At 41.5% G+C, this 11954-nt stretch carries 13 protein-coding genes and 2 pseudogenes; 4 read left to right on the top strand and 11 right to left on the bottom strand.

The genetic code is table 11. The features are described from left to right. Entirely contained in the window at positions 1–2586 is a 2586-nt protein-coding gene (gene mutS / locus L654_RS0113570) for a DNA mismatch repair protein MutS (protein ID WP_024608209.1), read from the top strand. Between the two features lie 90 nt (positions 2587–2676). Here mutS and rpoS read toward each other — a convergent pair whose 3' ends face one another. From rpoS to L654_RS0113515, 11 genes and pseudogenes are all read right to left on the bottom strand, one after another. Then, positions 2677–3651 (bottom strand): RNA polymerase sigma factor RpoS, encoded by a 975-nt coding sequence (gene rpoS, locus L654_RS0113565; protein ID WP_007584786.1) that lies wholly within the window; start codon positions 3649–3651, stop codon positions 2677–2679. Between the two features lie 35 nt (positions 3652–3686). Continuing rightward, on the bottom strand, positions 3687–4511 hold the full coding sequence (locus L654_RS0113560) for a peptidoglycan DD-metalloendopeptidase family protein (protein WP_024608208.1): 825 nt from the start codon (positions 4509–4511) through the stop codon (positions 3687–3689). Positions 4512–4552: 41 nt separating this feature from the next. Next, positions 4553–5131 (bottom strand): YqaA family protein, encoded by a 579-nt coding sequence (locus L654_RS0113555; protein ID WP_024608207.1) that lies wholly within the window; start codon positions 5129–5131, stop codon positions 4553–4555. 9 nt (positions 5132–5140) lie between these two features. Next, positions 5141–5779 (bottom strand): protein-L-isoaspartate(D-aspartate) O-methyltransferase, encoded by a 639-nt coding sequence (locus L654_RS0113550; RefSeq protein ID WP_007584780.1) that lies wholly within the window; start codon positions 5777–5779, stop codon positions 5141–5143. Beyond that, entirely contained in the window at positions 5769–6533 is a 765-nt protein-coding gene (gene surE / locus L654_RS0113545) for a 5'/3'-nucleotidase SurE (protein WP_007584778.1), read from the bottom strand. Before surE ends, L654_RS0113550 begins: the two co-directional genes overlap by 11 nt. Then, positions 6514–7566: a tRNA pseudouridine(13) synthase TruD gene (locus L654_RS0113540; RefSeq protein ID WP_024591481.1), complete on the bottom strand. Its 1053-nt coding sequence runs from the start codon at positions 7564–7566 to the stop codon at positions 6514–6516. Before L654_RS0113540 ends, surE begins: the two co-directional genes overlap by 20 nt. Beyond that, positions 7563–8044: pseudogene (gene ispF, locus L654_RS01000000126085) on the bottom strand (2-C-methyl-D-erythritol 2,4-cyclodiphosphate synthase). The gene L654_RS0113540 and the pseudogene ispF overlap by 4 nt, the downstream one beginning before the upstream one ends. After that, positions 8041–8742: a 2-C-methyl-D-erythritol 4-phosphate cytidylyltransferase gene (ispD, locus tag L654_RS0113530; protein WP_024591479.1), complete on the bottom strand. Its 702-nt coding sequence runs from the start codon at positions 8740–8742 to the stop codon at positions 8041–8043. Before ispD ends, ispF begins: the two are co-directional and overlap by 4 nt. After that, on the bottom strand, positions 8732–9019 hold the full coding sequence (ftsB, locus tag L654_RS0113525; RefSeq protein ID WP_007584772.1) for a cell division protein FtsB: 288 nt from the start codon (positions 9017–9019) through the stop codon (positions 8732–8734). Before ftsB ends, ispD begins: the two co-directional genes overlap by 11 nt. Positions 9020–9056: 37 nt before the next feature. After that, positions 9057–9692, bottom strand: a complete 636-nt coding sequence (locus L654_RS0113520) for a hypothetical protein (protein ID WP_024591478.1) — start codon at positions 9690–9692, stop codon at positions 9057–9059. Between the two features lie 74 nt (positions 9693–9766). After that, the gene (locus L654_RS0113515) at positions 9767–10246 is read right to left on the bottom strand and encodes a DUF2947 domain-containing protein (protein WP_010554439.1); all 480 of its coding nucleotides are present in this window, start codon (positions 10244–10246) and stop codon (positions 9767–9769) included. A gap of 60 nt (positions 10247–10306) precedes the next feature. Between L654_RS0113515 and L654_RS0113510 the strand changes: the two genes are divergently transcribed. The 3 genes and pseudogenes from L654_RS0113510 to L654_RS0113500 all read left to right on the top strand — a co-directional run. Beyond that, positions 10307–10546: a DUF1653 domain-containing protein gene (locus tag L654_RS0113510; protein WP_010554438.1), complete on the top strand. Its 240-nt coding sequence runs from the start codon at positions 10307–10309 to the stop codon at positions 10544–10546. A gap of 52 nt (positions 10547–10598) precedes the next feature. Next, the gene (locus L654_RS0113505; RefSeq protein ID WP_024591477.1) at positions 10599–11447 is read left to right on the top strand and encodes a MoxR family ATPase; all 849 of its coding nucleotides are present in this window, start codon (positions 10599–10601) and stop codon (positions 11445–11447) included. Between the two features lies 1 nt (position 11448). Beyond that, a pseudogene (locus L654_RS0113500) lies at positions 11449–11954 on the top strand (hypothetical protein); the annotation flags it as partial.

Here is an 11954-nt window from a genome sequence, read left to right as displayed (position 1 = left end):
ATGTCGTTTGATCTTTATGCACCACACACTATAAAACAACAAACCCCTATGATGCAGCAGTATCTAAAAATAAAATCAGAGCATCGCGATATTTTATTGTTTTATCGTATGGGCGATTTTTACGAACTCTTTTTTGATGACGCTAAACGCGCCGCTCAATTACTCGATATTTCGCAAACTCATCGCGGTAAAGCCGGTGGCGATCCTATCCCTATGGCGGGCGTACCTTATCATGCAGTAGAAAACTACCTAGCACGCTTAGTTCAAATGGGTGAATCAGTCGCTATTTGTGAACAAGTGGGTGACCCTGCAACTAGTAAAGGCCCTGTCGATCGTAAAGTTGTTCGTATAGTTACACCTGGTACAATTTCTGATGAAGCGCTTTTACAAGAACGACAAGACAACCTCCTTACCAGCGTTTGGCAAAGTAAAAAAGGTCTGTACGGTATCGCGTACCTTGATATTAACTCTGGTCGCTTTAACGTTGTAGAGGTTAACACCGACGAAGCCTTTAGCTCAACTATTCAGCGCTTAGCTCCTGCAGAACTTCTGTATAGCGAAAGCTTTGAAAACTTTCATTTAATTGAGCATATAAAAGGTGCCCGCCGCCGCCCAGAGTGGGAGTTCGACTTAGATACGGCTCAGCACTTATTATGCGATCAGTTTGGTACTAAAGATTTAGTTGGTTTTGGTGTTGATAAAGCCCACAGCGCGCTTGTTGCTGCCGGTTGTTTAATGCAATACGTAAAAGATACACAACGTATTGCACTGCCACATATTCGTGCAATTACACTTGAGCACAACGAACACGCTGTTATTTTAGATGCCGCAACCCGTAAAAACTTAGAACTTACCGTTAATTTATCAGGTGGGTTTGAAAATACACTTGCCCAGGTACTTGATAAAACAGCAACACCTATGGGCTCTCGTTTACTTAAGCGCCGTATTCATACACCTGTACGTAATAAAGACGAGCTAAATTCACGCTTAAATGCCATTAGCGCTATTTTAGATGTACAACTGTGCGGTGAATTACACGAATCATTAAAAGAGATTGGTGATGTAGAGCGAGTTATTGCACGCCTAGCTTTATGCACAGCTCGCCCGCGCGATTTAACTCGCCTTCGCAATGCATTACAAGCACTTGCGCCACTGCACACTTTGTTAGGTGGTGCTAACGATCCTCGTATTACGGGTATTATCAAGCACTCGCCTGAGCTCCCTGATTTACAAGAGTTATTAGAACGTGCAGTGATAGAAAACCCACCGGTACTTATTCGTGATGGTGGCGTTATTGCCCCTGGTTACAACAGCGAACTAGATGAGTGGCGTAACTTAAGTAAAGGTGCAACCGATGTACTTGATCAACTAGAGTTGCGTGAACGCGAACGCACGGGTATTAGTACGCTTAAAATTGGTTATAACCGCGTACATGGCTTTTTTATTGAAGTAAGCCGCGCCAATGCTCACTTAGTGCCAGCCGACTACATTCGTCGTCAAACACTCAAAAATAACGAACGCTATATAATTCCTGAGCTTAAAGAGCACGAAGATAAAGTACTTGGTAGCCAATCAAAAGCCTTAGCGCTTGAAAAACAACTATACGAGGAGCTGTTCAGATTTATCGCTCCACATATTGAACAGTTGCAAATGATGGCAGCAGCACTGGCCGATTTAGACGTGTTAAATAACTTGGCCGAACGTGCCTTTGCACTCAATTATGCAAAACCAGAACTGTGCGATAACGACAATATAAGCATTAAGCAAGGTCGTCACCCTGTTGTTGAGCAAGTAATGAAAGAACCGTTTATTGCTAACCCTGTTGAATTAAACAGCCAACGTAAAATGTTGATTATTACGGGTCCAAACATGGGCGGTAAATCAACCTATATGCGCCAAACAGCACTTATTGTACTAATGGCTCACATTGGCAGTTATGTACCTGCAGACAGCGCTAAAATAGGTAATATTGATCGCATATTTACACGTATTGGTGCTAGCGATGATTTAGCATCAGGTCGCTCAACCTTCATGGTAGAAATGACCGAAACAGCGACTATTTTAAATAATGCCACGGCGCAGTCTTTAGTGTTAATGGATGAAATTGGTCGCGGTACAAGTACCTACGATGGGCTCTCGCTTGCGTATGCAACAGCCGATCATTTAGCGTCAAAAATATCAGCTAAAACATTATTTGCTACGCACTACTTTGAGTTAACAGAACTTGCTGAACAAACAACAGGTCTGGTAAACGTGCACCTTGATGCAATAGAGCATAACGATACAATCGCCTTTATGCATACAGTACTTGATGGCGCAGCAAGTAAGAGCTTTGGCTTACAGGTAGCTGCTCTTGCGGGTGTGCCAAAAGCTGTTATTGCACAAGCAAAGCAAAAACTTAAGTTACTTGAAAATCATCAAAGCGTTACTGCACCAAATACAGAGCAACAAGCCTTTACTTTTAATAACGAAATTGCACAAAGTACACCTTCCGAAGTTGAAGAGCAGTTAAGCGCAATTGACCCTGATAATTTATCGCCACGCCAAGCGCACGATTTGTTATATAAACTAAAAGCATTGTTGTAATTTATATCATCTAATTTACAAGCATAAAAAAGCCGAAGAATAAATTCTTCGGCTTTTTAACACACATAGTCTCTTATACTATTTAACTAGTTACGAAAACTGATTAAACAAGCTATCTGTACTTAAACCTTCTTGTTGCAAAATGTCTTTTAAACGACGTAATGCCTCTACCTGAATTTGTCTTACACGCTCACGTGTTAAGCCTATTTCACGACCTACATCTTCAAGTGTAGATGGCTCGTAGCCAAGTAGACCAAATCGACGTGCTAACACTTCACGTTGTTTAGGGTTTAATTCTCCTAACCAATCTACAATATGTTTATTAATATCATTATTTTGTACTTCGCCTTCAGGGCCTGCACTTTTTTCATCTGGGATGATATCAAGCAGTACACTGTCGTTTTCACCACCAATCGGCATATCAACCGATGCAATTCTTTCGTTTAAACGTAGCATTTTAGTTACGTCTTCAACGGGTCTGTCTAGGCAAGCTGCAATTTCGTCAGCTGTTGGCTCATGGTCAAGCTTTTGAGTTAATTCACGTGCTGTACGCAGGTAAACATTAAGCTCTTTAACTACATGGATAGGTAAGCGAATGGTACGCGTTTGGTTCATAATGGCACGTTCAATTGTTTGACGTATCCACCATGTAGCGTAAGTAGAAAATCTAAAGCCACGTTCAGGGTCAAATTTTTCAACAGCGCGAATTAAGCCTAAGTTACCTTCTTCAATTAAATCGAGTAGAGCAAGGCCACGGTTATTGTAACGGCGTGCTATTTTAACAACTAAACGTAAGTTACTTTCAATCATACGTTTGCGTGAGGCTTCACAACCTCGAAGTGATTTGCGAGAAAAAAACACTTCTTCTTCTGCGCTAAGCAAAGGAGAAAAACCAATTTCGCCTAAATAAAGTTGGGTTGCATCAAGGTTTTTAGTTACTTCTTCTTTTGCAAAGATTTCATCGTCTTCTACTTTATCTAGTAAAGTTGTGCTTTCATCAGCAGCGATGTCATCGAATTTCTCGTCAGTCGTAGTGTGTTTGTCAAGTTTTGCTGCGCTAGCCATAAGCCTTCTCCCGAGCAATTATCAATACCTGAAAATTAGGGTAGGTATTTAGCAGGATTGACAGCTTGCCCTCGGTAGCGAATTTCAAAACGAAGCGCGGTGACCGGAGATTCTGAATTACCAATTTCTGCTATTTTTTGTCCTGCCTTAACCTTCTGCTTTTCTTTAACAAGTAATTTCGAGTTATGTGCATAAGCACTTAGGTAATCATCATTATGTTTCAATATGATTAAACTACCATAACCTCGTAGAGCGTTACCCGCGTATACCACTGTTCCTTGTGCCGCAGCTAAGACTGAAGCCCCTTTACGATTAGTAATCTGTAAACCTTTATAACCGTTTTCCTTATTAGAAAAGCGTTTGGTAATTTTGCCCTTTGCAGGCCAAAACCAATTAACTTTACTGCTCGACAAACGTTTAGCATTACTAACTTTGTTACTGGCTTGTTTCTGAACATACTCTCGTTGTTTTGGAGGATCAAGCTCTTTCTTTAATATTATGTTATTTTTTTGTGTGTTTTTTATAGACTTTTTACTCGAATTCGTATATTTTTCATCCCTTTTTGTTTTTTCGGGCTTGGGGGTTAAGGAGATGTTTTGCCCAGGGAAAATTGTGTAAGGTGATGGAATTGAATTGTTTTTTGCAAGTAATCTAAAATCTTTACCGGCGCTAAAGGCTATCGAATAGAGCGTATCACCTTTTTGCACCTTATAAATATCGCCATTTATGTTAATGGTATGACCTAAATCATTAACATTATTATTTAGGCTGCTAACAGGCGCTGGAATATGGCGAGAAGAGCAACCAGAAAGAAAAACACCAACAAATATAGTCACATACAGTAAAAACTGTTTATTCATTGTATTTTTCTCCCAAATTAGACAATTGATATTTTTAACGCTTAACGCAATAAAAAGTACGCTAGCGCAATTAATACCACTAATCCCCAACCAAGTATTTCAATATATTGACGTAATTTTGCTTCCATTTTAGCCCCGCCCCACTTCATTAAGGCTGAAACTAAAAAGAATCGCGCACCACGTCCAATCGCCGATGCGAGTAAAAATGGTAAAAATGCCATTTGTAAAACACCTGCGCCAATGGTAAATACTTTATATGGTATAGGCGAAAAACCAGCTAAAAACACAACCCAAACACCGTAATCTTTAAACCAATTTAATGCGATATCAAACTTTTCTTGCCAGTGCATTTGTACAATCAATGGCTCAACAACGGGTTCAAATAGCCAAAACCCAAGCAAGTAACCAACTACTCCACCAACAACCGATGCTATTGTGGCAAAACTTGCAAAACGCCACGCTTTTTTGGGCTGTGCAAGCGACATAGGTGCAAGCATTACATCGGGTGGTATCGGAAAAAAAACTGACTCTGCAAAGCTCATTGCAGCTAAATAACGTTCCGCATGGCGGTGCTTTGCCCACACTAGGGCCATATCGTATAACTTGGTAAACAACTTCAAAATGAATTCCTATTCAATATCGCCAGGTACTAACGGCACAAATCTAACGGGAGCAATAACATGCTCTTTATAATTATCGCCTTCGCGGATAACCATTACTAATTTTTGATCGCTCTCACCAATGGGCGCTAATAACACGCCTCCATCGGCTAACTGAGCAAGTAAGTCTTGCGGAACTTTAGAGGCCGCAGCAGTCACTATAATACCATCAAAAGGTGCTTGTGATTGCCAGCCTTGCCAACCATCACCATGCTTCATGGTTACATTATATAAATCCAGTTGCTGCAATCGACGCTTTGCCTGCCACTGAAGCGTTTTAATACGCTCTACCGAATAAACCTTTGTAAACGTTTTGGCTAATATTGCAGTTTGATATCCAGAGCCAGTACCAATTTCCAGCACTTTATTGCGCACACCAGCTAAGCGAAGTAGCTCTGTCATGCGCGCTACTATATAAGGCTGGGAAATAGTTTGCCCTTGCCCAATAGGTAGCGCCGTATTTTCATAAGCTTTGTGTTTTAGCACATCGTCTACGAATATATGTCGCGGAATATCAGCTATAGCACTCAGTACTTGTGTATCTTCAACGCCTTCGCGCTTTAGTAAGTCAGATAGCGCTTTTGCACTGCGGGTATAATTAGCGAGCACGATTAATCTCCAAATCGGCTAACCAGTCTCCTACTGCTTTTAGGCTGTCTTTGGCTGTCATATCAACACTTAATGGCGTAACAGAGGCATAACCGTTATTGATTGCGTAAAAGTCGGTACCCTCACCTGCATCGCTTTCTATGCCCAGCGATCCATACCAATAAATATCTCGACCCCAAGGATCGGTTTGTTTGGTCATGGTTTCGGCTTTATGACGAGCACCTAAACGTGTTACTTGCACCCCTTTTAATTCACTTAATGGAATATCTGGCACATTTATATTTATTATTTGATCTTTTGGAAGCGGATGCGAAGCCAAACCTTTAATAATATTTACGGTAACAGCAGCGGCTGTTTCAAAATGCTCGCCCTTATGTGAGCAAAGCGATACTGCAATTGCAGGTAAGCCTAAATGGCGACCTTCAGTTGCAGCTGCAACAGTGCCAGAGTAAAGCGTATCATCGCCTAAATTGGCACCATGGTTAATACCAGCAACAACAAGATCTGGTTTTTCATCAGCTAACTGATTTACACCTAAATGTACACAATCAGTAGGTGTGCCATTAACCGACATAAAACCATTCTCGAGTGTAGTCGCTCGTAGCGGGTTCATTAATGTTAAAGAATTACTCGCGCCACTACAGTTGCGATCAGGTGCAACAAGGGTTACATCTGCAATTTGTATAAGCGCCTGATATAAAACCGCAATGCCTTTAGCATTTACGCCATCATCGTTACTTAACAGTATCTTCATTTATGTCATTATCCTTTTCTTTGCGCTCTCGAGGGCTAGCATCTTTATAATCCACCAGCTCACGTAATAATGCAGTTGCAAAACACCCTTTTGGCAAACCAAAACTCAGTTTTAAACTGGTTTCATCTATGGTCTCAACCGTTAAGTTTTGCGGAATTAAACGCAGCATCCTGCGCTCATTTTTAAGGCCTAGCTCACCTAAGCCATCGCACCATGTTTGGAAAGGTTCAAGCCATATTTTTTCTTGTTCGGTTAAACCTTTTTCGCTTTTACCCACCATAGGTGCCGACATCATAATATCGCCAGTGGCTAATCGCTCTATGTTTTCGTCGTTAATTGCATCTTCAAAAAATGCATTACTGCCGCTGAGCATAAATACTTCACGGTGCATTGTTTTAGCTAAACCATGCTCTTTAACACGTAAATTTACTATTTGATTAAACACATGAGAGCGCGCTGCTGAAATAATAATGCCGCGTAGTTTTTTATCGCGAATGCGCTCCCCTGCAAACATTTTTTCAGCCATTACTAAGTTATGACCGCCATGTCCAAAGCGTTGTTCACCAAAATAATTAGGCACACCTGCGCGTACAGCATTAATACGGCATAAAATATCAAGGGGCTTGGTTACATTACGAAGCGTAATAGTAAATCTATTACCTTTGTGGCAGCCCGTGCGTAATTTACGGTCGTGGCGCTGTTGCGACACAATAAAAATACTCTCGCTATTTAAATCGCTAAAATCGATAGGCTTTTTAATCGGTACTTTTACACTAAACCACTGTGAGCACACTCCGTGGCGATCTTTCATGCCGGCGTAACTTACGTCTCGCGGTGAAACACCCGCACGCTGTGCAATTAGCTTTGCAACGTATTGCGTATTTTCGCCTTTTTTAACCACCTGCAAACACACGTGCTCGCCACTACCGGTAAACTCTATACCTAGGTCTTCATCAACCATAAAATCTTCAGCAGTGGTTTTAAAATCAGCTTTAGAAAGCGGCGCACCGTATAAATAATTTAAATCGCTCATGCGTTTTTTGTACTCGCAAGCTCTTTACTCATAATAACCACTGCATGGCTAGAAATACCTTCCCTGCGCCCTTCAAAGCCTAGCTTTTCGGTAGTAGTGGCTTTAACGTTAATTTGGCTAAGGTCACAATTTAAATCGCTGGCTAAATTAGTGCGCATAGCTTGAATATGTGGCAGCATTTTTGGCGCCTGCGCAACAATAGTCACATCGCCATTGCCAATTACATAACCTTGCTCTTTAGCTAAGCTCACCACATGGCGAAGTAAAATACGGCTGTCNTAGCCGTATCTGGAAAGTGCTTACCAATATCACCCATTGCAAGCGAGCCTAAAATAGCATCACATAATGCATGAATAGCGACATCGCCATCTGAGTGCGCTAAAAAGCCCTGTGGATAATCAATTTTTTCACCACAAATAGTTAACGGGCCTTCGCCGCCAAATTTATGTACGTCAAAACCATGGCCAATTCGTATCATAATGCACTCTCGTTTTGTTGTTTGTGTAGTAAAAACCCAGCCAATTCTAAATCCTCTGGCGTGGTTATTTTAATATTATCGCTGCGACCTGCTACAAGCTTTACCGGTTTACCCGCCCATTCAATTGCACTTGCTTCGTCTGTAATAGTTGCCCCACTTGCTAATGCGCCTTGAAGTGCATTTTTAAGCTCGTCATATTTAAAAAACTGCGGGGTAAGTGCTTGCCATAAATCGTCTCGTGGCACAGTTTGTAGGGCATGAGTGTGGCCGCGTTTTATGGTGTCTTTTACTTTGCTAGCTAAAATACCGCCTTCATCAGCGCGTATACATTCATCAATTAAACGTTCTATATCACTGATATTAACTAGCGGACGCGCAGCATCGTGCACCAACACCCATGTAGGCGGGTTAGGCGCTAAAAAAAGTAAGCTATTAAGTACCGAATCTGCACGCTCTTTACCGCCACTGGCGCGAACAATGCGCTTATCAAGTGTTGGGAGTTCGTCAAAATAGGGGTCGCTGTCGCTAAGGGCAACAACAATAGTGCGTAATTGAGATAATTGAGAAAGTTTAGCTAAGGTGTGTTCTAAAATGGTTTTACCGGCTAATTGTATATATTGCTTAGGCGCATTGTGCTGCATTCTACTGCCAACACCCGCAGCAGGTACAATTGCTGCAATAGTCTGTTTATTTGTCATATTGTTTGCCCGGTAAAACACGAATAAATGTTTCGTCCGGTTTAATCATTCCCAATTCGTTGCGTGCACGCTCTTCAATGCCTTCTTGGCCAAGCTTTAAGTCTTCAATATCTGCTTTAAGTACTTTATTACGTTTAATGAGCTTTTCGTTGGTTTCTTGATGCGACGCTACAGCACCTTTTAGCCGTGTGTAGTCTTGTAAACCATTATGACCAAACCATAATCTGTATTGTACAAACAGTGCTAAGCACAGTAAGCCAACTTGAAAAATACGCATTTAACACTCCTTATTTTAAATTCCAAATACCTTAACTTTAATACGCTAAGGGGCGCTTTAAATTGCGCCAATTAATACTACCCGCTAAAAGCATTTCGCGTAGTGATAAAACCCGTGGCATACAACGCTTCGAAAATTGCCACTGATGCCCGCAACATGCAGCGGTTAAACTCACTTTACTTGGCTTTATTAACTGAGCATTTTGCTGCTCTAGCCCATTTCCTAAAAAATCAAACCAACCAAGCTCGTTACAATGCAGCTTATTTTCGTCTAACTGATCGATACTGTCTATTCTAAGACGCACCTGATCGTAGCCATGTAATATAACGGGCACTATAAGCCCCACTTTGGCATACGTTTGATAAAAAAGTTCATTAGCTTGAACATTCACATCGGGTGGGGTCGGTTTTTGCTTTTCAAGCCACGTACCATTTTGCGCGTCCAGCGTAAAAGGCGTGTCACCATTGGCAACTAACGTTGCAGCTCGCTCAATATAATAAGGTAGGCTTTTTAACTGACGGCGCAGTTTATCGGCATTAGGCTCTGCAACTAATCGCTGAACCTCACGCTGATAAAACGCATTGCACAATTGTGCATACAACACTTTTTGTGCATCAGTTTGCCAAATTTCAACTTGCTGCTGAGCACCAAGTGACTGATTTTTAGCGACCAAAAGCTGTACTCAAAAATATTCAGATAAATGTTTTATAACACAGTATTGAATGTTTTTTAAGCGCAGCGCACTAATTAAGCGCTTGGCTTTTCACCTAATTTTGCTTTACCTGATTCTAAAAATTGCACAACCGTATTACGCTTTTTACCAATCAGCAAACTGCCATCAGCTAAAAACATAAAGTTTTGCCAATTGCGTTTAAATACATCAAATGTTGTTTCGATAATATTATCGCGTGCCATACAAAAATAAACAGTGGTGTTAGCTTCCCAATCTAAAAACGTTAAGATTGCTTCTGGTGGTTGCGCATCACCATTTTCCCACGCATCTTGCCAATCTACTTCTTGGCTAAAGCTTTTTTCTTGGCCACACCAATCGGTGTCTTCAAAAAAATCTGGGTGATCAAACTCACGGCTTACCATGGTTGTCCAAAGTACGGCTGCGCGCTCATCTCCCATAGGCTTTATTTTTACTGCGTCTTCATCTGATACAGGTAAGTCTTTATGACGAAAAACCCATGCTTTTTTGTAATCATCTAGCGAAATATAGTTCATAGTATTGGCAAATTAGTTAACATTAAAAGTGCAAAGCCAAATTATACAAGAGATCAAAACATGACTACAGCAATAAAACCACTTTCACTCAAACCAGGCATATACCAACACTACAAAGGGCCGCAATACAAAGTTGTTCATGTTGCCACCCATAGCGAAACCGAGGAGCAGCTTGTGATTTATCAAGCGCTATATGGTGAATTTGGTATGTGGGCGCGCCCACTTAGTATGTTTTTAGAAACTGTTGAAAAAGAAGGTGAGGTCATACCGCGTTTTGCCTACCTTGGACCTGCCGTTTAACTATGGCATTATAGCAAAACAACTTACTCCTCAGACCAGACAAGGGTACACCGTGCAATTTAATTCAACTGACAATTACATAGCGAGTAGCGCGCTTAAACAAGCTGTAAATGCTGCCATTATGCTCGAAAAACCACTTTTAATTAAAGGCGAACCAGGCACAGGTAAAACTATGCTGGCTGAGGAGTTGGCTAAAAGCTTAGATACCACGCTTATTCAGTGGCACATAAAATCGACCACTAAAGCGCAGCAAGGTTTATACGAGTACGACGCGGTTTCGCGCCTGCGCGACAGCCAATTAGGTGACGAGCGTGTACACAATATTGGCAACTACATCGTTAAAGGTAAGCTTTGGCAGGCATTTACGTATGCAGAGCTTAACGGCAAACGCCCAGTACTATTAATTGATGAAATAGACAAAGCCGACATAGAGTTCCCAAACGACTTACTACTTGAGCTTGATAAAATGGAGTTTCATGTTTATGAAACTAACGAGCGTATTGTCGCAAAAGAGCGCCCTATTGTGATCATCACTTCCAATAATGAAAAAGAATTACCGGACGCATTTTTACGCCGCTGCTTTTTTCATTACATTGATTTTCCTAGCAGCGACGAAATGCAGCAAATTATCGACGTGCACTACCCTAACGTTAAACAGGATTTAGTACGCCAAGCACTCGAAGTGTTTTTTAACCTGCGCGAAGCAAGCGGCCTTAAAAAGAAACCTTCCACCAGCGAATTACTCGACTGGCTTAAACTACTTATGGCAGAAGACATAGACGCTAAAACACTGCATGATAAAGCTAAAAAAGGCGGTTTAATGCCCATGTTTGGCGCACTCCTTAAAAATGAGCAAGATATAAGCCTAATCGAAAAACTTGCCTTTATGAGCCGCCGTTAAGATGTTGATTGCGTTTTTCTTCAAACTGCGTGAATACCGCTTGCCTGTAAGCCTGCGCGAGCTACTTGATTTAATAAACGCCTTAAAAAAAGGCGTTATATTTGCCGACGTAGACGCCTTTTACTATTTAGCACGCACTATAATGGTAAAAGACGAAACGCACTTTGACCGATTTGACAAAGCCTTTAGCGACTATTTTAGTGGTATTGCTGACCTCGATTTGCTCGAGAGCTTAAAGCAACAGCACAACTTACCTGAAGACTGGCTACGTAAAGAATTCGAAAAAAACCTAAGCGATGAAGAAAAAGCCCAACTTAAAGCTATGGGCGGGCTCGATGAGCTTATGAAAACCCTAAAAGAGCGTTTAGAAGAGCAACAAAAACGCCACGCAGGCGGCAATAAATGGGTGGGCACTGGCGGCACATCACCTTTTGGTGCATACGGCTATAACCCAGAAGGCGTGCGTATAGGGCAAGACGGCAACCGTAACCGCCAAGCAGTAAAAGT

Origin of the sequence: Pseudoalteromonas sp. TAB23 (genome assembly GCF_000498075.1) — a bacterium.
Lineage (GTDB): Bacteria > Pseudomonadota > Gammaproteobacteria > Enterobacterales > Alteromonadaceae > Pseudoalteromonas > Pseudoalteromonas arctica.
Note: the sequence above shows the minus strand (reverse complement) of the source record. Positions and strands in the feature narration are given on the sequence as shown.

Excerpts from the sequence above, each read along its gene's own strand:
- mutS (WP_024608209.1), top strand. The coding sequence starts at position 1 with ATGTCGTTTGATCTTTATGCACCACACACTATAAAACAACAAACCCCT.
- rpoS (WP_007584786.1), bottom strand. The coding sequence starts at position 3,651 with ATGGCTAGCGCAGCAAAACTTGACAAACACACTACGACTGACGAGAAA.
- L654_RS0113560 (WP_024608208.1), bottom strand. The coding sequence starts at position 4,511 with ATGAATAAACAGTTTTTACTGTATGTGACTATATTTGTTGGTGTTTTT.
- surE (WP_007584778.1), bottom strand. The coding sequence starts at position 6,533 with ATGAAGATACTGTTAAGTAACGATGATGGCGTAAATGCTAAAGGCATT.
- L654_RS0113540 (WP_024591481.1), bottom strand. The coding sequence starts at position 7,566 with ATGAGCGATTTAAATTATTTATACGGTGCGCCGCTTTCTAAAGCTGAT.
- ispD (WP_024591479.1), bottom strand. The coding sequence starts at position 8,742 with ATGACAAATAAACAGACTATTGCAGCAATTGTACCTGCTGCGGGTGTT.
- ftsB (WP_007584772.1), bottom strand. The coding sequence starts at position 9,019 with ATGCGTATTTTTCAAGTTGGCTTACTGTGCTTAGCACTGTTTGTACAA.
- L654_RS0113515 (WP_010554439.1), bottom strand. The coding sequence starts at position 10,246 with ATGAACTATATTTCGCTAGATGATTACAAAAAAGCATGGGTTTTTCGT.
- L654_RS0113510 (WP_010554438.1), top strand. The coding sequence starts at position 10,307 with ATGACTACAGCAATAAAACCACTTTCACTCAAACCAGGCATATACCAA.